At 61.0% G+C, this 19,406-nt stretch carries 23 protein-coding genes; 16 read left to right on the top strand and 7 right to left on the bottom strand.

The genetic code is table 11. The features are described 5' to 3' along the window. Window positions 1-97: 97 nt before the first annotated feature. On the top strand, window positions 98-244 hold the full coding sequence (locus tag AC2YI2_RS12720) for a hypothetical protein (RefSeq protein ID WP_487386827.1): 147 nt from the start codon (window positions 98-100) through the stop codon (window positions 242-244). Between the two features lie 283 nt (window positions 245-527). On the opposite strand, the gene AC2YI2_RS12715 is transcribed toward AC2YI2_RS12720, so the two are convergent. After that, complete coding sequence (locus AC2YI2_RS12715) at window positions 528-812, bottom strand: hypothetical protein (RefSeq protein ID WP_487386826.1); 285 nt, start codon at window positions 810-812, stop codon at window positions 528-530. Between the two features lie 197 nt (window positions 813-1,009). Here AC2YI2_RS12715 and AC2YI2_RS12710 point away from each other — a divergent pair, with 197 nt between their 5' ends. Continuing rightward, complete coding sequence (locus AC2YI2_RS12710; RefSeq protein WP_487386825.1) at window positions 1,010-2,344, top strand: hypothetical protein; 1,335 nt, start codon at window positions 1,010-1,012, stop codon at window positions 2,342-2,344. Window positions 2,345-2,380: 36 nt separating this feature from the next. Here the strand turns inward: AC2YI2_RS12710 and AC2YI2_RS12705 are convergent, their stop codons facing one another. Further along, window positions 2,381-2,590 (bottom strand): hypothetical protein, encoded by a 210-nt coding sequence (locus tag AC2YI2_RS12705; protein WP_487386824.1) that lies wholly within the window; start codon window positions 2,588-2,590, stop codon window positions 2,381-2,383. 63 nt (window positions 2,591-2,653) lie between these two features. Continuing rightward, on the bottom strand, window positions 2,654-4,423 hold the full coding sequence (gene ybaL, locus AC2YI2_RS12700; RefSeq protein WP_487386823.1) for a YbaL family putative K(+) efflux transporter: 1,770 nt from the start codon (window positions 4,421-4,423) through the stop codon (window positions 2,654-2,656). Window positions 4,424-4,501: 78 nt separating this feature from the next. Between ybaL and AC2YI2_RS12695 the strand changes: the two genes are divergently transcribed. From AC2YI2_RS12695 to AC2YI2_RS12685, 3 genes are all read left to right on the top strand, one after another. Further along, window positions 4,502-4,756, top strand: coding sequence for a helix-turn-helix transcriptional regulator (locus AC2YI2_RS12695; RefSeq protein ID WP_487386822.1), 255 nt, complete (start codon window positions 4,502-4,504; stop codon window positions 4,754-4,756). 57 nt (window positions 4,757-4,813) lie between these two features. Beyond that, window positions 4,814-5,452, top strand: a complete 639-nt coding sequence (locus AC2YI2_RS12690) for a CDGSH iron-sulfur domain-containing protein (RefSeq protein ID WP_487386821.1) — start codon at window positions 4,814-4,816, stop codon at window positions 5,450-5,452. Between the two features lie 126 nt (window positions 5,453-5,578). Beyond that, window positions 5,579-5,809 carry a DUF4189 domain-containing protein gene (locus AC2YI2_RS12685; RefSeq protein ID WP_487386820.1) on the top strand — a complete coding sequence of 77 codons (231 nt, stop codon included), beginning with the start codon at window positions 5,579-5,581 and terminating at the stop codon, window positions 5,807-5,809. Between the two features lie 38 nt (window positions 5,810-5,847). On the opposite strand, the gene AC2YI2_RS12680 is transcribed toward AC2YI2_RS12685, so the two are convergent. Then, window positions 5,848-6,732: an SDR family oxidoreductase gene (locus tag AC2YI2_RS12680; RefSeq protein ID WP_487386819.1), complete on the bottom strand. Its 885-nt coding sequence runs from the start codon at window positions 6,730-6,732 to the stop codon at window positions 5,848-5,850. A gap of 215 nt (window positions 6,733-6,947) precedes the next feature. Between AC2YI2_RS12680 and AC2YI2_RS12675 the strand changes: the two genes are divergently transcribed. Beyond that, window positions 6,948-7,304, top strand: coding sequence for a winged helix-turn-helix transcriptional regulator (locus tag AC2YI2_RS12675; protein WP_487386862.1), 357 nt, complete (start codon window positions 6,948-6,950; stop codon window positions 7,302-7,304). Between the two features lie 5 nt (window positions 7,305-7,309). Here the strand turns inward: AC2YI2_RS12675 and AC2YI2_RS12670 are convergent, their stop codons facing one another. From AC2YI2_RS12670 to AC2YI2_RS12660, 3 genes are read right to left on the bottom strand one after another with little or no spacing between them, the layout of a single operon-like run. Further along, window positions 7,310-8,785 carry an aldehyde dehydrogenase family protein gene (locus AC2YI2_RS12670; RefSeq protein ID WP_487386818.1) on the bottom strand — a complete coding sequence of 492 codons (1,476 nt, stop codon included), beginning with the start codon at window positions 8,783-8,785 and terminating at the stop codon, window positions 7,310-7,312. 5 nt (window positions 8,786-8,790) lie between these two features. After that, window positions 8,791-10,059 carry a nucleotide disphospho-sugar-binding domain-containing protein gene (locus AC2YI2_RS12665; protein ID WP_487386817.1) on the bottom strand — a complete coding sequence of 423 codons (1,269 nt, stop codon included), beginning with the start codon at window positions 10,057-10,059 and terminating at the stop codon, window positions 8,791-8,793. 3 nt (window positions 10,060-10,062) lie between these two features. After that, window positions 10,063-10,992 carry a GntR family transcriptional regulator gene (locus AC2YI2_RS12660; protein WP_487386816.1) on the bottom strand — a complete coding sequence of 310 codons (930 nt, stop codon included), beginning with the start codon at window positions 10,990-10,992 and terminating at the stop codon, window positions 10,063-10,065. Window positions 10,993-11,208: 216 nt separating this feature from the next. Between AC2YI2_RS12660 and AC2YI2_RS12655 the strand changes: the two genes are divergently transcribed. The 10 genes from AC2YI2_RS12655 to AC2YI2_RS12610 all read left to right on the top strand — a co-directional run bounded on the left by AC2YI2_RS12655 (window position 11,209) and on the right by AC2YI2_RS12610 (window position 19,406). Then, window positions 11,209-12,270, top strand: coding sequence for a polyamine ABC transporter substrate-binding protein (locus AC2YI2_RS12655; RefSeq protein ID WP_487386815.1), 1,062 nt, complete (start codon window positions 11,209-11,211; stop codon window positions 12,268-12,270). A gap of 157 nt (window positions 12,271-12,427) precedes the next feature. Next, the gene (locus tag AC2YI2_RS12650; protein WP_487386814.1) at window positions 12,428-13,294 is read left to right on the top strand and encodes an ABC transporter permease; all 867 of its coding nucleotides are present in this window, start codon (window positions 12,428-12,430) and stop codon (window positions 13,292-13,294) included. Continuing rightward, window positions 13,287-14,066 carry an ABC transporter permease gene (locus tag AC2YI2_RS12645; protein WP_487386813.1) on the top strand — a complete coding sequence of 260 codons (780 nt, stop codon included), beginning with the start codon at window positions 13,287-13,289 and terminating at the stop codon, window positions 14,064-14,066. The genes AC2YI2_RS12650 and AC2YI2_RS12645 overlap by 8 nt, the downstream gene beginning before the upstream one ends. Next, window positions 14,066-15,109: an ABC transporter ATP-binding protein gene (locus AC2YI2_RS12640; protein WP_487386861.1), complete on the top strand. Its 1,044-nt coding sequence runs from the start codon at window positions 14,066-14,068 to the stop codon at window positions 15,107-15,109. Before AC2YI2_RS12645 ends, AC2YI2_RS12640 begins: the two co-directional genes overlap by 1 nt. Window positions 15,110-15,126: 17 nt before the next feature. Then, window positions 15,127-16,416, top strand: coding sequence for a glycosyltransferase (locus AC2YI2_RS12635; RefSeq protein WP_487386812.1), 1,290 nt, complete (start codon window positions 15,127-15,129; stop codon window positions 16,414-16,416). Then, the gene (locus AC2YI2_RS12630) at window positions 16,409-16,771 is read left to right on the top strand and encodes a cupin domain-containing protein (protein ID WP_487386811.1); all 363 of its coding nucleotides are present in this window, start codon (window positions 16,409-16,411) and stop codon (window positions 16,769-16,771) included. The genes AC2YI2_RS12635 and AC2YI2_RS12630 overlap by 8 nt, the downstream gene beginning before the upstream one ends. Window positions 16,772-16,782: 11 nt before the next feature. Then, the gene (locus AC2YI2_RS12625) at window positions 16,783-17,124 is read left to right on the top strand and encodes a cupin domain-containing protein (RefSeq protein WP_487386810.1); all 342 of its coding nucleotides are present in this window, start codon (window positions 16,783-16,785) and stop codon (window positions 17,122-17,124) included. 20 nt (window positions 17,125-17,144) lie between these two features. Further along, entirely contained in the window at window positions 17,145-17,492 is a 348-nt protein-coding gene (locus AC2YI2_RS12620) for a cupin domain-containing protein (RefSeq protein WP_487386809.1), read from the top strand. Next, on the top strand, window positions 17,489-19,006 hold the full coding sequence (locus tag AC2YI2_RS12615; protein WP_487386808.1) for an aldehyde dehydrogenase family protein: 1,518 nt from the start codon (window positions 17,489-17,491) through the stop codon (window positions 19,004-19,006). The genes AC2YI2_RS12620 and AC2YI2_RS12615 overlap by 4 nt, the downstream gene beginning before the upstream one ends. 7 nt (window positions 19,007-19,013) lie before the next feature. Further along, on the top strand, window positions 19,014-19,406 hold the full coding sequence (locus AC2YI2_RS12610) for a hypothetical protein (protein ID WP_487386807.1): 393 nt from the start codon (window positions 19,014-19,016) through the stop codon (window positions 19,404-19,406).

The following is a 19,406-nucleotide window of genomic DNA, read 5'->3' as shown; positions in this document are numbered from 1 at the left end:
GCGTCGCTGCAATAGAATATCTATCATCCCCAAGCCGTTCCGGAATGACGAAGCCGATCTGGGCTTGTCAATGACTGTATTCGCCGAGGAACTGAAAATGATCAGGATTGTCCTTACTGCGATTGCCGCGGTCGCTGTCCTCACCGTCGTCGGCGCCTCGGCAGGCGTGGTGATCAATGGTCTGATCACGGCTGACAAGTGCGAACGCGGAGAATTGTCTATCCGGTGCGAGTTGGAATGGTGATATCGAGCAGTCAGCCTGTCATCGGGTCCAGATCGCATAGCATGTCGCCACGACGAGACCCCCGATTGTCATCCAGGGTGGCAAGAGCCAGGCGAGAAACAGGAATACGACAACGACCAGGATAATGATGTGCATCGGGTTCACCTGTTGTCCATGTGGCAGGTGACGGATGATTCCCGACGGATATTCGGACGACGAGGCGACCATTGTTTTGGGATGACGTTTGCCGGGGAAAATGCCGATCAGAAATACGAGGGCCGAGGCCCTCGTTTCCGAAGCCCCTTCAATGAATGACGTCGTAGCCTGTCTCGACATCCATCGTCCGGTCGCCTGGGCTCCAGGTGCCGGTCACCAGGCCGAAGCGATGGCTGTCCTCTCCAGAGGCGAGTTCGACCCGCTGGCCCCGCGCCATCTTGCCGAGGACGAGGCTGTCACCCATGACATGGCCACGGCCGACGACCCTTCCTGCGCCATCCTCGTATATATTGATCTCGAAGGCGCAATGGCCGGCGGCTGCATTGTCGACATAGACCGGACCTGTGCCGCTCACGGTTCTGATTCTTTCCATTTCTGGATCCTCCGTGTCTCGATGCAAGGTCCGGACAGGATCGCGCAACAACGGTCCAAATGCAAGTTTCCGCTTCTCGCGCTCCCGATTTGACGCGACGTCCCCGTGGGCCTTAGTGCCAAGTTAGGGACGATCCCGCCGCATGTTTGACAAAAGCCGCTGGTTCCTGCCCTCTCCCCGAACAGGAGGAACAAAGGATGGCAATGCCTGATACCGGCGTCGGCGCGGATCTCAATGGTTCGATCGCATTTTCGGCGGACAGCGAATGGAACATGCGCGTGGATTTCACGCCTATGGACAAACATTCGGCCAAAATCATCAAGGCAATATCGCCGGATCGCGGATTGCATGCGGATTTCGGCTCCGGCCTTTGGGACGGCGAGAAGATCGGTATTCCCTATATCGTCGTTGGTGAGGACGAAGAGCTCACCGATTTCCTTTGCACGCTCTGGCCGAGCGAAAGCGACGAAGGCCCCTTCCCCATCCCTGAGGATGCGCCGATCGAAGGCGGCGGCGACCACCACGTGATTGTGGTGCAGCTCGACAGTTCCGCGCCCAATGGGCTCGGCAAACTCTATGAAATCTACAATGCCGAATGGGACGACACGCACGATCGCTGGACCGGCCAGGCGGCGGTGTTCGACCTCCAGGGCGGCGACCTTCAGCGACCGGACGGCTGGACGTCCGCTGATGCCGCGGGACTGCCGATCTTTCCGGGTCTGGCGCGCTGGGACGAGGCCGAGGCGGCCGTGGCGACCGATGGCACACTCGGCCATGCCCTGCGATTCACGCTCTCGCAGGCGCTGACGGCGATGAAGGCGATCGGTGCCGCGAGCCACTGGGCCGACAGTATCGATGGCCCGGCAGCCTTCGGCATGCATGTCCGTCTGCGCGCGGGCTTCGAGATTCCTGACGATGTCAGTGCGGAGACCCGCGTCATCATCAACACGCTCAAGCAATATGGCATGATCCTCGCCGACAACGGCTCGGACTGGTACATATCGGGCGCGCCGGACGAGCGTTGGGACAATGACGCGCTGCATGCGCTCGGCCAGATCCGCGGGCGTGATTTCCAGGTGGTCGACAACGACAAGATCGGCGTCGTCTATGTCGGACGCAGTTCCGCCGACGAGATCCAGGGCAGCGAGCGCGACAACCGCATCTTCGGCGAAGGCGGCGCGGATACGCTGACCGGAGCCGCGGGCAATGATCGGCTGGCCGGCTGGCGTGGCCATGACGCACTGAGCGGCGGCGACGGCCGAGACATCTTCGCCTTCAATTTTGCCAGCTTCGGCAAGAATTCGTCACGAGCGCTGGGTAACGACACGATCACGGATTTCGAGATCGACGGCTCGGACCACGATGTTCTTCAGATCGACGGCAAGCTCGGAGTCAGCGAGTTCGAACGGCTGATGCTGAATGCCGACCAGCGAGGAGTTGACACGGTCATCACCATCAATGGCGGGACCTCGGTCACACTCCTCGGTGTCGACAAACTCGATCTGACGGAAAATCACGTCCTGTTCGTTTGACCGTAAGAATTCGGGCGGCTCCCGTCGTGGACCCACTTAGCCTTCGTTGCCGTCGGACACCCAGTTCTGCTCGACCACCGGCCGTACCGGATCGTGGTCGGGGCGATGCTCGAGGCACCACCAGCCGGAGACACCATCTCCGCCGTCATAGCCCCAGGCGCCCCACCGGCCGCAACTCTCGTAGTGACAGAGATGGTTGGCGCCGCTGAGGGTGTCGGAACCGTTGGATGGGGTGACCCTGGTCATGGCTTGTCTCCTCCCGAGATGCGGCTTTGAGGAGCATACATGGCTGCACGACCTGCGCAATGGTCAGGCGTGGCCGAGATCTTGGGCGCTAGTCGCTGCCATGGGTGTGTGGGCTTTGATATAGTCGACCATGCCGCGCGCGATCTCGCGCTCGCCCATGATGACGACGTCAGCACCGAATTTCTTGAGATGCTCGATCTCGTCGTCGGAATGCGCCCGCGCAATGATGCAGATCGTGGGATTGGCCGCCCGGGCCTGCTCCGTCACCTGTCCCGCTTCGAAGGCATCGGGTATGGCCACCAGGATCGTCGTGGCGCCGGCGAGATTCGTCAGCGCCAGAATTTCAGTCGAAACCGCGTTGCCGACGATCACTTCGACACCCTCTTGCCTGAGACCCTCGATGCGCTTTTCGGAATCTTCGATGACGATCAGCGGCGTGCCAGCGCTTCGCACGGCCTGGGCGACGATGCTGCCGACGCGGCCGTGGCCGACGACAATCGTATGACCGCTGAGCCTGGTCGGCGGTTGAACCAACACCTCATCTGGCTCCGGAGCGGGCTCAGCCTGTCCAGCCACCGTGCTCGCAGGGTCTTCCCGCGTGAAGCGTCGCTCCAGCCATGGTCGAGTCCGACCGCAGACAAAGAAGACGAGCGGATTGAGGATGATCGATATGATGGCGCCGGCGAGGATAAGGTCGCGTCCCTCCTTCGGCATCAACTCGAGACCGACACCCAGTTCGGCGAGGATGAAGGAGAATTCACCGATCTGGGCAAGGCTGGCGGAAATCGTGAGCGCCGTACCGGCCGACTTGCGGAAGGCGACGACGATCAGGAAGGCCGCGACGGACTTGCCGAGGACGATGATGACGACGGTCGCTGCGACCGGCAGCGGGTCGCGCAGGATGCTCGCCGGGTCGAAGAGCATGCCCACGGAGACGAAGAAGAGCACCGCAAAGGCGTCGCGCAGCGGCAGGCTTTCCTGCGCGGCGCGATGGCTGAGCGGGCTTTCCGAGAGAATCATGCCCGCGAAGAAAGCGCCGAGGGCCAGCGAGACGCCGAAGAGCTTTGCCGCACCGAAAGCGACACCGAGCGCGATGGCGAGCACGCCGAGCCGAAACAGCTCGCGCGAGCCGGTATGGGCGATGTGATGCAGGATCCAGGGAATGAGCTTCCGGCCGAAGACCAGCATGAAGCCGATGAAGCCCGCAACCTTGAACAGCGTCAGCGCAATCATGCCCGCTATGCCGAGATCGACGCCCAGCATTTGCGATAGCTGCAGAGCCACCGGATCTGGGTATGCCTGCTGACCCCCCGCGACACCGGCAACAGCCGGAATGAGAACCAGCGCCAGGACCATGGCGAGGTCTTCGACGATCAGCCAGCCAACCGCGATCTTGCCCCGTTCCGTGTCGACGATGCGCCGCTCCTGCAACGCCTTGAGAAGCACGACCGTCGAGGCGACGGAAAGTGCGAGACCGAAGACGAGGCTGCCGCCATGCCCCCAGCCCATAACCCGGCCGAAACCCCAGCCGAGCAGCGTGGCAAAGGCGATCTGCACGATGGCGCCCGGCACCGCGATGAAGCGAACGGACAGCAAGTCCTTGAGCGAGAAATGCAGGCCGACGCCGAACATCAGCAGGATGACGCCGATCTCGGCCAGCTCCAGCGCCAGGCTCTGGTCGGCCACGTAACCGGGCGTATAAGGGCCGACAAGGATGCCGGCGATCAGGTAGCCGACGAGCGGTGGAAGCTTGAAACGATTGGCAATCGTGCCGAAGACGAAGGCAAGAACGAAACCCGCAACGAGCGTTGTGATCAGTGGGGTTTCATGCATGCGCCACTCCGTGTCTGGAAATCTTTGATCGAAAATGCCATATATGGCTTATATTGACCAATATGGTTGAGATTGACGATGATTCAAGAACAGGACGGTGCAATTTTGTCTCCAGCACTCTGCCGGGCGGCGCGTGGGCTTCTCGATTGGACGCAGAGCGACCTTGCCGAGCGTGCCGAGGTGTCGCGCAGCACGGTGCGCGACTTCGAAGGCGAGCGCCATGACATCCACCGGGCGACCGGTGCACAGCTGCGTCGCGCCTTTGAAGACCATTCTGTCGCCTTCGTGATGATTGAGGGCATCGGCCCCGGCGTCTGTCTCAAGCACCGTTGATGTCAGACCTATTCCGTGGTCACATGTCTCGAACGGCTACCGAACGAGGATTGGGCAATGACCGTGGAAACGACCGAAGGCACGACGATTTCCGTAAGCTTCGATGGCGCGCGCTGCATCCATGCCCGCCGTTGCGTGACCGGCGAGCCCGCGGTCTTCCGGGCGAATGTCGAAGGCCCCTGGATCGACGCGGATGGTGCGAGCGCCGATGAAATTCTCCGCGTCGCCATCAATTGTCCGTCCGGGGCTATCACGATCCGGCGCAAAGACAGTGGTGCCAACGAACCTCCACCTAAGGCGAACAAGATCCTGGTTCGTGAGAATGGTCCCTTGGCTGTTCATGCCGACAGTGAGATTGAGGGCCACGGCGCGATGCTGCGCACCACGCTCTGCCGCTGTGGACTCTCGAAGAACAAGCCGTTCTGCGACAATTCCCATATCAAGGCGGGGTTTGTTGCGACGGGCGAGCCCGAGGCGCGGGAATCCACGCTGGCGATTACCGAACTCGTCGGACAGCTGATGATCACGCCGACACCGAACGGCCCCTACATGGTCGTCGGCAAGGTGGAGATCGAATCCGGCACGGGCCGCAACGTAAACCGCGTAGGCAAGTGCTTTCTCTGTCGGTGTGGGCATTCAAAGAACAAGCCCTATTGCGATGGATCACACAAGGCGGCGGGTTTCGAGGCACCTTGAAGCAACCAGCCGTAGAAAATGCAGTCTCCCCAGAAATAGTTCTATCAACTCATTGAGAACCAACTACACTGCCGAAGCCTGAGAAGTGCATGAAGCACTTCCGGCGATGTTTTCGGGAGAACTATAATGAAAGTTCACACCAAGCTTGCCTTCACGGCTCTCGTTGTTTGCGGAACTTTGGCTGCAACCGTGCCGGAAGCTTTCGCATGGTCCTGCCAGGCGACCGCCAGCGACGGCACCTACGGCTACAGCTACGGATATGGAAACCGTCGTGAGGCGCGGCGCCGGGCGCTGGCGGAATGCAACGCCCGGACCTATGACGATTGCTACATCGTCGATTGCCAGCGTAACGGCTGATCTCAGGATCATCGCCGCCAATACTGGCGCCCGATAAATCAGGCGAGCAACGCATCCTTGCTTTCTTCGAAGAAGGCGCGGAAGGGTTTGGGTTTGCGACCTGTCAGCGTCTCCACGTCATCAGTCAGCGCGCCGAGATTGCCCTCGCGCGCCGCGGTGTCGAAGCTCACGAGCGTCGGGATCAGGAATTCCGGGACGCCAGCCGCCTTCATCCCGCCCGCGAGTTGCTCATCGCTGAGATGGATGACTTCGATCGGCTTGCCGGTGACCTCGCTGGCGAGCGCCGCGACCTCGTCCGTTGATCGCAGTTCGGCACCCGTCAGGGTGTAGGTCTTGCTTTCCGTCGAGCCCGAAGCCAGTGCGGCGGCGATCGATTCGGCGCAGTCTTCGCGCGCGATATGCGCGATTTTGCCGGCGCCCGACGATGTGTACCAATGACCGCTTTTCAGAACCTGCGGCAGGTTCATGAACAAGTTTTCCTGATACCAGGTGTCGCGCAGAAACGTGTAGGCCAAGCCAGAAGCCTTGATCGCCTTCTCGGTATTGAGATGATCGGGGGCGAAGATGACCTTGGAATTCTCGGCGTCCGGCAATGAGGTGTAGACGATATGCTTGACGCCGGCGGCCTTGGCAGCGGCAACGGCATCCGCCTGTTGCTTCTGGCGAGTGCCCTTGTCGTCAAGCGCGTCGGTTGAGATCAGGGCCAGACGATCGGCGCCGGTGAAGGCTTTCCCGGTAAGTTCGGCGTCATTGAAGTCGGCTGCACGCACCTCGATGCCCTTGGCCGCATAGGCAGACAGCTTCGACGGATCGCGGGTCGTCGCGATAATATTGGCGGCGCTGACGCCGCGGGTGAGCAGTGCGTCGAGTACGAGTTGGCCGAGCTTGCCGGACGCGCCGGTGACGAGCAGTTTCTGTGCCATTGATCCATTCCTTGTCCTGCCGCCGGGCTCAAGTGCCTTGCGGTTTACGGGTGAAGTCTATATGGTCTCTTTTTGAGACTTGCTCTTATCTAGAGATTTCGAAATCGCTGTAAAGACGGCAGTTTTTGGTAGCCTGGTTACCTGGAAGGAACTACCCCATGACAATTTTGCGAGACAAGGGTCTGCCGACGTCGCGGCTGGAAGCCTTCGAGAAGATGGGCTTCACGCCCGCCAACTGCCCCGTGCGGGACGTCATGGATCATGTCAGCGGCAAATGGTCGTTTCTGATGCTGCTCGAACTGATTGACGGCCCATTGCGCTTCGGCGCGATCCGTCGGCGCGTACCTGATATCTCCCAGCGTATGCTGACCCAGACACTGCGTGACTTGCAGCGCGACGGCTATGTGTGCCGGACGGTCTATCCGACTCAGCCGCCGAGTGTCGAATACAAGCTGACGGAGCTTGGGCAATCCTTCTCCAAGCCATTGGTTGAACTGGTGGATTGGGCCGCCAGGAACCACGAGACGATCAAACAGGCCCGCGAGGAATTCGACGGCGCTGCGGCGGCTTAGACGGCCTATTTGATGTACCAGCCCCAGGGCTCGTCGCTGTTAAAGCCAGTGATCTGTTTGACCTCTAGATAATTCTCAAAACCCCAGCGACCGAGCTCGCGGCCGATACCGGACTGTTTGTAGCCGCCCCATGGCGCATCGGTAAATGTCGGCTGCGAGCAATTGATCCAGACGATGCCGGCGCGAAAGGCACGTGCCACGCGCTCCGCCCTCGCCCGATCCTTGGACATGACGGCCGCGGCGAGACCATATTTCGAGTCGTTGGCCATGCGGATCGCGTCGGCTTCGTCCTTGAACGGCTTGACGCAGACGACGGGGCCGAAGATTTCTTCCGTCCAAACCCACGCGTCTTCACCCATGTCGGTAAGGATAGTCGGCTCGATGAAATAGCCTATGTCGAGACCATCAGGACGCTTGCCGCCGGTGACGACCGTCGCGCCCTCGGCTTTGCCGCGCTCGATGGCCGCGACGATCTTGTCATACTGACCCTTCGACACGATCGGGCCAAGCAGCGTGCCATCTTCCAACCCATTGCCGATCCTGATCTTGCCGGCTTCCTCGACCAATCGCGCCAGCACTTTGTCATAGACGCTCTCTTCGATCAGCACCCGCGAGGTCGCCGAGCACACCTGCCCCTGGTTCCAGAAAATGCCGAACATGATCCACTCGACCGCCTCATCGATATCGCTGTCGGCGAAGACGACGAAAGGCGACTTGCCGCCGAGTTCGAGGCTGACATTCTTGATGTCCTGGGCACCAGCGATCATCACCTTGCGGCCGGTAGCGACCGAGCCGGTGAAGGCAAGCTTGTCGACCATGGGATGTTCCGTGATCGGCTGGCCCGCGTCACTGCCGAGGCCAGTCAGGATGTTCAGCACGCCGGCGGGGAGGCCGACGTCTTCAGCGATGACGCCGAGTTCCAGCGTCGTCAGGGAGCAAAGCTCGGAGGGCTTGAGCACCATCGTGCAGCCTGCAGCCAGCGCGGGCGCGACCTTCCAGGCGACCATCAACAGCGGATAGTTCCAGGGCGTGATGGCGCCGACGACACCGAGCGGCTCCTTGACGACCTTGCAGTCGAACCTGCTGTCGCCCAGTGGGATCACCTCTTCAGGGTTGTTGTCCTGCTCTTCGGCAAGACCGGCATAGAAATCGAAGCAGCCGGCGACATCGTCCATGTCCCACACCGCCTCGAGCAGCGGCTTGCCGTTGTCGCGCACTTCCAGGCGGGCGAGAAAGTCCTTCTTCTCACGCACCTTGTCGGCAATAGTGCGGAGGAACCGCGCTCGTTGCACGCCGGTTAAGCGCGGCCAAACACCTTCGTCGAAGGCTTTTCGCGCGGCCCTGACGGCGAGGTCGACATCGGCAGCAGTCGCGGCCGGAATGTGGTGAAACACCTCCTCCGTCGCCGGATCCACCACCGGCAACGTCCCGCCGAGAAGCGGCGCAACCCATCCGCCATCGATGAAGAGCTTGTCCTGCATCACATTCATCCTTCCACGAGATCGAGGATCGACCGGGCCGCCAGGGTCACCCCAGCCGCCTGCTTCATCTTCTCCGAATTGGCCTTCAGGCGCTGCCCCATGACAGCGTCACCGGCAAGGGACTCTATTGCTGCAGCCAGTTCGGCATCCGTCCAATCGTAGCGTGGGAGCCGGTGGCCCACTCCGGTTTCCTCCGCCCTCGCGGCGTTGTCGTGCCCGTCCCAGCAGTAGGGCATGACAAGTGACGGCACGCCGAAATAGAGCGCTTCGCAGAAGGAATTGTTACCGCCGTGATGGATGAAGACCGAGGATTGCGCCACGAGCGACGGTTGCGGAAACCAGCTTTCGATCATGACATTGTCGGGCACGGTGGCATATTGGTCGCGCCACGGTCCGACATTGACGACGAACCGGTAAGGCAACGCGGCGAAGACACCTATCATGCGCTGCATCATCTCGACATCCATCGCGCCGAGGCTGCCGAAGGAGGTCAGCACCAGTGGCCGGTCATTGGAGGCGGCGAAAGTCGGCACGCCATAGGGTGCTTCGTTGCGTACGCAGCCATCGAGATAGACGAACTTGCGGGGGTCAAGCGGCTCCTCGCGCTTGAAGCGCACGATGTCCGGCGAGAGCAGCAAGTTAAGATAGGGCGACGGCCCGAGGAATTCACCGGCTTGATAGGGTTTCCGGCCACACTCGGCGAGGAACGCATTCATACGCCGGTGAGCCGGTGTCACCTCACGGAGATAGCGGGCCGAGTAGGCGTGCCAATGCCCGTCCGGATTGCCGCCGCAACCTGAAAGGTAAGGCGGCACTTGCGGATCGGAAATCTCGGTTTCGGCGCAGGAGACGACACGTATCCAGGGAACGCCCGCATCTGCGATCGCCGGAAACATCACGACGTTATCGAGCACGATCGCATCGGGCTTGATCTGCGCCAGCAGCCGCCGCAGCGGCTGTTCAGCCCGGATGGCGGTATCAACGATCGCCTCCCAGGTCGGTGCCACATAGCTTGTGATCTGCTCGAGCGGCGATTGCCGGAAGGCGTCCTTGTGGCGATTGATGAAGTCGGTCCAGTTGGCCTCGCCGTTGCCGTCCGCCGCGAGCGTATATTCCGCAAAGCCATATTCGGCGAAGACTCCGCGGAAATTCTCCTGGCAGATGAAGACGGGCCGGGCGCCAAACCGCCTCAGTTCCTGGGCGATGCCGACGCAGTTCAGTGCGGCGCCGAAGCTCGCTTCAGGGAAGAGGACGATGACCTTCTGCCTTGCCATGCGCTACCCGACGATCCTGAAGGCCACGGGCACACCGCGTCCGGCAATACGTGGCCGCTCGACGTGACTGAGCTGGATATGGACGCGAAGTAGATCGGCGGCAAGATCGAACTGCCCGCGCTCGATCTGCTCGAGGATCTGCAGATGCTCACTATTGGACTGGATGAGCCTGAAGGCATTGACATGCATCGGCGGCTGCGAGGCCTTGCGCCGGCGGTGATGGGTCTGCAGCGTCTCCGACATGAAGGGATTTCCGCAGGAGCGCGCGATCAGCATGTGGAAGTCGTGATCGGTGCGTTCGAAGAGCTTCTGGTCGAAGGCGCCCTCGCCCATGCCGCGCAGAATCTCCATCGACTGGCGAAGGGATGTCAGCGCCGCTGTATCACGCCGAAAGCCGGGCATGGTCAGCGCGAGCGGCTCGCACGCCAGTCGGAATTCGTAGGACTTGGCGATCGCTTCGCCTGAGATTGCGAACTGCTTGATCAGCCATTGCTGACCGGGCGCACGCTCGGCGAGGTTCTCTTCAGCCAGTCGGGTCAACGCATTTTGTACCGCGTTGCGGGAAAACCCATAGCGTCGCTGCAAGCCGGCGACGGTCTGGGAGTCGCCGATGCGGCCCGCGGAGATATCGCGCAGGATAGCGTTATAGAGTTCGGTTTCCTCGGCCGGCAGGGCCTCGTCAGCCAGCCCGGGAAACGACGCGGGCTCGATCGCCAGCTGGTAGCCACCTTCCGGTTCGGGACTGACGATCGCCTTATCCGCCAGAAGCTGCAACGCCTTCCGGATCGGCGTTCGTGAGACATTACAATGGGATGCTAGAACCTGTTCAGTCAGCCGGCCACCACGCGGCAGGCCGCGCTCGATTGCGAAATCGAGTATTTTCTGCGCCAATTCAACATGACGCTGGCGGACTTTGCTTGAGGATTCTTCCATCCGTGCGGGCATTCCAAGCAGTGAAAAGCAGGCACATGCTGCATCTTCGGGCGTAGCCGCGCAAGAGGCTCAGAAAAAATTCCGTGCGGGCTTCGATTCATGGTTGACGTATTTTTTTTATAAATAATACTGCGATCTTCGAGAACGGCCAAAGAGACCGGGGCTGCCGGCATGCCGTAACGGGAACCATCGAACCAGCCAATCGGGAGAAAATCCGTGACCCTTTCCTCACGCCTTCGTGCCGGGCGCGCCGCGATCTACGCGCTTGCCGGCCTCGCATTTTCCACATCCACTGCACTTTCGGCCGATCTCGTCATCTCCAACTGGGATGGCTACATGGCGAAAGACATCGCCGAGAGCTTCAAGGCCGCAACCGGGCTCGAAATCGAAGTGGTGAACCACGCCACCAATGAAGAGATCATGGGCAAGCTGATGGCCAGCGGCGGCAAGGGCTATGACGTCGTTTTCGTTTCCTCGCCTTTCGCCGAAATCCTCAATGGCCAGGGCATGGTCGAGCCGCTCGACAAGGCCGCGATCCCGAATATTGCAAACCTCTATCCGGAAGCGGCGGCGCTGGCCTATGATCCTGGCAATGCCTATTCGGTGCCCTATACCTGGGGCACGACAGGTCTCTGCTATCGCTCGGACCTCGTGAAAACGCCGGTCGACAGCTGGAATGCGCTGCTTGCGCCCGATGCGGCGCTCAAGGGCAAGACGACCATGCTGGCCACCGACCGCTGGCTGATGGCCGCCGGCCTTCTCTCGCTCGGCTATTCCGTCAACGAGAAGGACCCGGCCAAGGTCGAGGCTGCCAAGACCAAGCTGATCGAGGCCAAGAAGACGCTGCTCGCCTACGACGACACGACCTTCTATTCGAAGCTTGTCTCCGGTGAGGCCCAACTCGTGCAGGCCTGGGACGGCTGGTGCAATTACGGCATCACCGAGAACAAGGACATCAAATTCGTCGTGCCGAAGGAAGGCTCCGACCTCTGGGTCGACACGATCGTCGTGATGAAGAGCTCGGAGAAGAAGGATGCTGCGATGAAGTTCATCAACTTCATCCTCGACGCCAAGAACCATGCCTGGGCGGCACAGAACATTCTCTACAACGTGCCGAACAAGCCGGCGATGGAGAGCCTCGATCCGACGCTCGCCAAGACCTATCCAACGATGGGCGTGACGCCGGCGGAATTATCAAAGCATGAGTTGCTGCGGGATCTGGGTAGCTCGATGAAGGATTATTCGAGGGCTGTGAGCGAGATCAAGGCCGCGAACTAAAGATAGAAATCTGCCCCTTACCCTCTCCCTCTCCCCGCTTGAGGGGAGAGGGAACGTTAGAGCCACCGACCGCGCTACAAATCCCTTCTCCCCGTTTTGCGGTGAGAAGGTGACGGCAGCCGGATCAGGTGCAGTCTGCGCATCTCTGAGTGAATACATGTCCTTCAACGCCGCAAAGCCGAACCTGCTTGCCGCTCCCGCCATTGCCTGGCTGGTGGTGTTCATGGTCGCGCCTTGCCTGCTGATCCTCGTATACGCCTTCTTCGAACGTGGAGCGTTCGGCGGTATCGAGTTCAATTTCACGCTCGACAATTTCAAGCGCGTCATTGATCCGCTGTACGCCAAGATCTTTCTGAACTCAGCCCGCATCGCGCTGACGACCACGGTTATTGCCATACTGATCGCCTATCCTGCAGCCTATGCCATTGCAAAGGCGCCGCGGCGCTGGCAGCCGATTCTGCTCTTTTTCGCCGTCCTTCCCTTCTGGTCCAACTACCTGATCCGAACCTATGCCTGGATCGTGCTGCTCAATCGCGAAGGCCTGTTCAACAATCTGCTGCGCTCGCTCGGCTACACCGGCGAACCGCTCTCGCTGCTCTATACCGAAGGCGCCGTCATCACCGGCCTTGTCTACAACTACCTGCCCTTCGTCATTCTCGCGATCTACTCGGTTCTTTCGCGGCTCAATCCGGAACTCACGGAAGCGTCTCGCGATCTCGGCGCCGGCGCCGTGCGCACGTTCTGGCGCGTGACTTTGCCGCTCACCCTACCTGGCGTGGCGGCCGGCGGTGTCTTCGTCTTCGTTCTCTCGATCGGCAATTTCGTGACGCCGGCACTGCTCGGCGGCGGCCGCTTCCAGATGATCGGCAACCTTGTCTACGACCAGTTTCTGACCGCCAACGACTGGCCCTTCGGCGCCGCACTCGGCATGGCGCTGATTGCGATCATGATCGCGCTGCTGTTGGTCCAGGCCCGCGCCACAGCGCATGCCTCCGGAGAACGGGGGGCACGTGAGGATGCGTAACGGTACGCTTACAAGGCGGACCATCCTGGTCCTCGTCTTCGGCTTCCTCTATTTGCCGATCGCAGTCCTCGTCCTGCTGTCCTTCAACGAGAGCGGCCTGCCGACAAGCTGGTCCGGCTTCTCGACCAAGTGGTATTCGTCGCTCGCCGGCAACACCGACATCCTCCAGGCTGCCTGGAATACCCTCGTCGTCGCCATCTTTTCCACCATGATCTCGACCGTGCTTGGCACGATGCTGGCGCTCGGCATGGAGGCACGACGGCGGAAGTCGAATACGCTGGAAGCGCTGGCATTCGCGCCGATGGTGATCCCGGATATCGTTCTGGCTGTCGCGTTGCTTAGCCTGCTGTCGCGGCTCAATATCACGCTTGGCTTGCACACGATCGTGCTCGCCCATGTGATCTTCGACCTCGCCTTCGTCTGCTCCGTGGTCCGTGCGCGGCTGAAAAGCTTCGACTATTCGCTTGTCGAAGCCTCGCGCGATCTCGGCGCCTCGGGTTGGACAAGCTTCTGGCGGATTACGTTCCCGGTCATACTGCCGGCGATCATCGCGGGTGGGCTGCTGGCCTTCACGCTCTCGGTCGATGAATTCATCATCGCCTTCTTCACCGCTGGTGCCGGCCGCTCCTCGATTACGCTGCCGATGCAGATCTATTCGATGATCCGCTTCGGCATCACGCCCGAAATCAATGCGCTCGCCACACTCGTCATGGGCTTCAGCGCCACTATCCTTCTCATTTCGCAATGGCTGAACCGGGAACAAAAAGCATGATAAACAGCCCGCCGCCCTTGCTCAGGATCGATCAGGTCGCCAAGGCTTTCGGCAAGACCCGCGCCGTCGATGGCATCAGCCTCGATATCCGCGAGAACGAATTCTTCGCGCTGCTCGGCCCCTCCGGCTGCGGAAAGACCACGCTGCTTCGCATGCTGGCTGGCTTCGAGACGCCAGATTCCGGCAAGATCCTGCTGTCCGGCAACGATATCTCGCCGTTGCTGCCGGAGCAGCGGCCGCTCAACCTCATGTTCCAGTCTTATGCGCTCTTTCCGCATATGAGCGTGCGGCAGAATCTGAACTACGGTCTGGAGATGGAGCGTCTGCCGCGCAAGACGATCCTCGAACGGGTCGACGAGACGCTCGCCTCGACCGACCTCACGGCGCTCGCAGACCGTAAGCCGGACCAGCTCTCGGGTGGGCAGAAGCAGCGCGTTGCGCTGGCGCGCGCGTTGGTCAAGCGCCCCAGGGTGCTGCTGCTCGACGAGCCGCTCGGTGCTCTCGACAAGAAGCTGCGTGAAAGAATGCAGCTTGAGCTCAAGCGTCTGCAGCACGAGGCTGGCATCACCTTCATCATCGTCACCCACGATCAGGAGGAAGCGCTGGTCATGGCCGACCGGATGGCGATCCTGAAGGACGGCAAGCTGTTGCAGGCGGGTACGCCCGAGGAAATCTATGAGGCGCCCGCCGACCGTTTCGTCGCCAATTTCGTCGGCATCATGAATTTCCTGGATGGTGAGATCGATGGTGGCGGCGCTTTCGTGGTCGATGGCGGTCACAATCCGCTCACCGTCCGTCACGGACCGCGCAAGGCTACACTTGCCGTTCGGCCGGAACATGTGGCGGTGACCGATCGCGCCGACGGCGTGCCGGTCGTGATTTCCGATATCGCCTATCACGGCCTCGACCGTGTGCTGCATGGCAGGACCAAGTTCTCGCAGCAGTCGTTCCAGCTTCGCCTCTCCGCCGAGGAAGGCCAGAAATATGCCACGGGCCAGGAGGTGAAGCTCGCCTTCAACGCCCATAAATGCCGGATTTACTGATCAGAGAAGGACACTCCATGGCAACGATCGCATTCTTTCCGGAGGCCGCCTTCGGCCCTGCACTGAACTCGGTGGGCATTGCCCAGGCCGTACAGGCGCTCGGCCACAAGGCCGTGTTTCTGTCCGACCCGGGCTTTGTTTCAGTCTACGAGGGCTATGGTTTTGAGGCCCATCCGGTGAACCTCTCGGAGCCGATGCCGCCGGAGCAGATGGCCAAATTCTGGGAAGATTTCATCAACGGCCATATCCCGAATTTTCGCAAGAGCCCCTACGACCAGGTCGACAACTATGTGAAGGATTGCTGGACCGCGATCGTCGACAGCGCCAAATGGGCGGAGAAGGACCTGCCAGGCGTGCTGGCTAGGATCAAGCCCGACCTTATCTGCGTCGACAATGTCATCCTCTTTCCGGCGATCAAGCATTTCGGCAAGCCCTGGGTGCGCATCATCTCATGTTCGGAAAACGAGATCGAGGACGAGAAAATCCCCCCGCATCTTTCCGGCTGCCGGCAGGACGACTATGCCGGCCACAAGGCCTATCGCGATCATTTCAATGCGGTGATCAAGCCGATCCACGACGACTACAATGCGTTCCTCGCCTCGACTGGCGAAGCCGCCTACCCGATCGGCCAGTTCTTCGAGGCCTCGCCCTACATGAACCTGCTGCTTTATCCGGAGTCGGTGAAATTCGACCGCGAACATCCGCTCGATCCGAAGCAGTTCCAGTATCTCGAGGGCTGCGTACGCAAGGAGGCTCCTTACGAGGTGCCCCCCTTCGCGGCGAATAACGACAAGCCTTTGATCTACATCTCTTTCGGCTCGCTCGGCGCCGGCGATACGGATCTGCTCAAGCGGCTGATCGCAACCATCGGCAAGCTGCCCTATCGCGCGCTGGTCAATGTCGGCGACTACAAGGACCAGTATGAAAACCTGCCCGGCAATGTGGTGATCGAAAGCTGGTTCCCGCAGCCATCGGTCATCCCGCAGATCGATGCGGCGATCCACCATGGCGGCAACAACTCCTTCACCGAGTGCCTGTATTTCGGCAAGCCGGCGATCATCATGCCCTATGTCTGGGATGGCCACGACAATGCCACCCGCGTCGACGAGACCGGCCACGGCTTCAAGTTCCACCGCTATGACTGGACCGAGGAGCAACTGGCCGAGAAGCTCGCCTTCATGATCAACGATCCAACGATGCAGGCCAAGCTTAAGGCGACGTCGAAGCATATGCAGACCCAGGATGGGCCGCAGAAGGCGGCCGGGATCTTGGACCAACTCGTGAAGACGGGGAAGTATGATGGTTGAGACCCTCAAATCCACCGCCCCGCACATCCACAACGCCAGCACCTTCGACGACCTGGTCGACTGGGGCAGCCAACCCGACATGCAGGAAGGCCAGTCGCATTCCTCGGGCCGGCTGCTGTTCAAGGGGCCGAACAATCAGCCCGAGACCGGAATCTGGGTCTGCACGCCGGGCCGCTGGCGGCTGACAATCCCGCGCGATGAGTTCTGCCATTTCGTCGCCGGCCGCGCGACCTATCGCCACGACAATGGCGAGGTGATCGAAGTCACGCCGGGCACCGCGGTCACCTTCCTCGCCGGCTGGACCGGCGAATGCACCGTGCATGAGACCATGCGCAACATCTACATGCTCGTCTGAGGAGACTTACAATGACCACACCGAACTGGCCCGACTACAGAGACGTTGCGATGGATGACTGGGGCGCGTCCAAGACCGCGATATCCGGCACACCACATGTTCATGGCAAGATCCTCTCGGCCAAGGCCGATGGCTCCGGCGAATGTGGCATCTGGTCCTGCACGCCGGGCGAGCGCACGCTGGCGTTCCAGAGCGACGAATTCTGCCACTTCCTGGGCGGAAAGGGCATCTATATCCACGACAATGGCGAGGAAATCCCTGTCCATGCCGGCGCGATGGTCTTCTTTCCAAAGGGCTGGAGCGGCCGCTCGGTCATCACGGAAACCCTCTCCAAGGCCTTCAAGAGCCGCTGAAAACAATAAGGAAACACACGATGAGTACCGCACCTTTCATGAAGAAGCCGCTCGAACGGACCGAGCTCGTCGACTGGGGCACGATCCCGACCATGATCGAAGGCGTCAGCCACGTCTCCGGCAGGCTGATCCACAAGGGACCAAACGGCGAGAGCGAATGCGGGCTCTGGATCTGCACGCCGGGGAAATGGGAATGCCACGTCACACGCGACGAGTTCTGCCACTTCCTCGAAGGTCGCAGCACCTATGTGCATGAGAGCGGCGAGGTCATCGAAATCACGCCGGATACGGCCGCCTTCTTCCCCAAGGACTGGAGGGGCGTCTGCACCGTGCACGAGACGATCAAGAAAGTGTACATGATCCGATGAGCATGATCGCTTTCGACCCGTCCGTACCGGCCCACTTCCTGCACCCGCACTATTTCGCAAGCGCAGGCAAGCGCATGGACATCGTCAATCCGGCGACGCTGGCGATCGAGGGGCAGTTGGCGGATACGACAGAGGCCGAGCTCGACGCGGTGCTGAAGCGGGTCAATGCGGCGCAGAAGGCGTGGAAACTGGTTGACGCCAAGACGCGCGCAACGATCCTGCATCGGATCGCCAACAGGATTGAATCCACCGATATGCGCCGCTGCGCCGAACTGATGGTGCGCGAGCAAGGCAAACCCTATCCGGAAGCGATCGGCGAAGTTGCCAATTGCGCCGGCGCCTTCCGCTATTTCGCCGAGATGGCGCGCGACGAAGCCGGCAAGGTGGCGGGGACGACGCAGGCCGGGTCGTTCCAATATGCCCGCTACGAGGCGCTCGGCGTGTCCGCCCATATCATGCCATTCAATTTCCCGATCCTGCTGATGTGCTGGACGGTGGCCGCTTCGCTGGCCTCCGGCAATGGCTGTATCATCAAACCTGCACTCGCTACGACGCTCTCGACACTGACATTCATGGAGGTCTTCGAAGCGCTTCCGGAAGGGCTGATCGCCTGCCTCCCCGGCGGAGCCGAGCTCGCACAGTCGCTGATCGCCTCCCCCCTCACCCATGCCGTCGCCTTTACCGGCTCGGTGGCGGCCGGCAAGGCGGTGGCGTCGGCCGCAGCGGCGCAGATGAAGCCGGCGGTGATCGAGGCCGGCGGCTCGGACCCGATGATCATCACGAAACACGCTCCGATCGATGTCGCCGCGGCGGGCGCGGTGACGGCCGCTTTTCACCTCACGGGCCAGGTCTGCACGTCGGCCGAACGTTTCTTCGTGGTCGAAGATGTGCATGACGCCTTCGTGGACGCTTTCAAGACCGAGACCTTGCGGCTGCGCGTCGGCAACGGCCTGGACAGGGCCGAGATTGGCCCGCTGGTCAGCGAGGCGGCACGCGCCAAGGTGATCCGCCTCGTCGAGGACGCCAAGGCCAAGGGCGCCATCGTCATCTGTGGTGGCAAGATACCCGAGGGCCTGCCGGTCGGCTGGTTCTACGAACCGACGATCCTGACCGGCGTCACCATGGACATGGCGATCATGCGCGAAGAGTGCTTCGGTCCGGTCGCCCCGATCATGACGGTCAAGGATTTCGACGACGCGATTGAACGCGCCAATGACAGCCCCTTCGGCCTCGGCGCCTCGGTCTTCACCACTTCGCTCGAGGAGGCAATGGAGGCGGCCGAGCGGCTTGAAAGCGGCATGGTCTGGGTCAACAATCCAATGATCGACAATGACGCCCTGCCCTTCGGCGGCTGGAAATCATCCGGCCTCGGCCGCGAGCTCTCCCGTCTTGGCCTCGACGCTTTCCGCCGCTCGAAAATGGTGATCATCGACCACAAGCCGGTGCGGCAGGGCTGGTGGTATCCTTACCCGGACGACTGGTTTTACGAGACCGGCGGTCGGAAACATGTCTGAGGCATCCATGAACGGGGAGCCTTCGTCGCGCATCGTCGAGCAGAGGCTGAGAAACCGTGCCCACGAATGCTTCGAATATCTCGCGGATGGCGACCAAGCCGTGCGGACACTTGGCTTCAAGGAGTATTTCGAGCTCTTCTTCGATCAATTTCCCTATGACGGCACCTGGTCGCTGGCGCTGCTGGACGATGCGGAAAGCCAGGCGACCCAGGAAGTGCTCGACATGATGCGGGCGGCACTGGAGGCGACACCATCAAGCATGGCCGAGGAAGACTTCATCCAATCCGGCTGGCCCGAGCGTATTCGACCTGTCGCGACACGCGCCGTCGAAATATTCCTGACGCGTGGAAGATCAAATGAGGAGGCGGAAGAAATCGCGCCGTCTCCATCGAAGCGATAA

Source organism: Rhizobium sp. SRI_017 (assembly GCF_057586295.1).
The sequence above is the reverse complement of the archived record's forward strand: the minus strand, read 5'-3'. Positions and strand labels throughout refer to the sequence as shown.